Annotated in this window: 2 protein-coding genes; one reads left to right on the forward strand and one right to left on the reverse strand. The window is 60.0% G+C overall.

What is annotated here, in order from left to right:
- Positions 1–133: 133 nt before the first annotated feature.
- Positions 134–658 carry a YetF domain-containing protein gene (locus PLN84_RS13440; protein ID WP_292386211.1) on the reverse strand — a complete coding sequence of 175 codons (525 nt, stop codon included), beginning with the start codon at positions 656–658 and terminating at the stop codon, positions 134–136.
- Between the two features lie 219 nt (positions 659–877).
- On the opposite strand from PLN84_RS13440, the gene PLN84_RS13445 reads away from it, so the two are divergent.
- Positions 878–1020 (forward strand): formaldehyde-activating enzyme (locus tag PLN84_RS13445; protein WP_348532206.1); only part of this gene is annotated, 143 nt, incomplete at its 3' end.

Here is a 1020-nt window from a genome sequence, read left to right on the forward strand (position 1 = left end):
TCGGAGAGACCCGTCGATCGTGAGTTCAAATCTCACCGACCCCACATTCTTATGATCTTTTGCCGATACCGCAGGGTATTTTCTTCGTGATATCTCAGGTTAAGACCAGGAGGTCCCCGGCAGCCGTCACCGTTCATTCCGTCTTCTTCTCCTCCTCGGCGGCCGCTGCCCGGCGTCGGTCGGTCTCGCGGTAGGTGAGCGCCGATATGTCGCCGTCGCTCTCGATGTAGGCGATCCGGACCTCTTCGATACCGCCGATACCCCGTGCCCTGAGCCGCTCGACGAGGTCGTCATACGTCATCAGCTCCCGCCGGAGACTTTTTTCGATGACTTTCCCGTCCTCGATCACCTTCAGGGCTCCCGGCGAGACGATATTGCGGATCCGCTGGCTCTTGTACTGGCCGATGGAGACGAGAACGCTCAGGAGAAGAAGCGTCGAGGCGCTGACGAGCCCCGCAAGGAGAGAGTCGTCGCCTGCGGTGAGCGCCTCCGCGATGCTCTCGGATATGATCAGCAGGAGGATGAGGTCGAACGGCGTCAGCTGCCCGAACTCGTGCCTGCCGATGAGCCGCATGGCGAGCAGGAGGAAGAAGTAGATCACGGCCGCCCGGAAGACGAGCTCGAAGAGCGGTGTCTGGAGGACAAAGAGGTCCGACATGCTCGGCGTGAGAGCACAGGGATGGATTATACCTTTCGTCACCCGCAGATGCTCACTCCCGGGCAGGGGGCGCACCAGCCCGCCCTTCTCCAGAACGTTCCGTCCTTCTATTCTCGCCTCCTCGCAAAATGCCCGCTTACCGGGCGGGATCGGGAGGGGAACCGGGAGGTCTTTAATAGCTGTCTCACCAATATTCCTGCACTATCTGAGGGCATCCACATGTATCTCATCGGTGAAGCACTGGTTGGAGATGGCGCAGAACTTGCGCACATCGATCTGTTAATAGGAAACAAAGAGGGCGCCGTAGGGCAGGCGTTCGCGAACTCTCTCTCGCAGCTCTCCAAGGGCCACACCCCGCTCCT

The sequence above is a fragment of the Methanoculleus sp. genome (assembly GCF_035363275.1).
Classification (GTDB): Archaea; Halobacteriota; Methanomicrobia; order Methanomicrobiales; family Methanoculleaceae; genus Methanoculleus.

Coding starts and splice junctions, on each gene's coding strand:
- PLN84_RS13440 (WP_292386211.1), bottom strand. CDS start 658: ATGTCGGACCTCTTTGTCCTCCAGACACCGCTCTTCGAGCTCGTCTTC.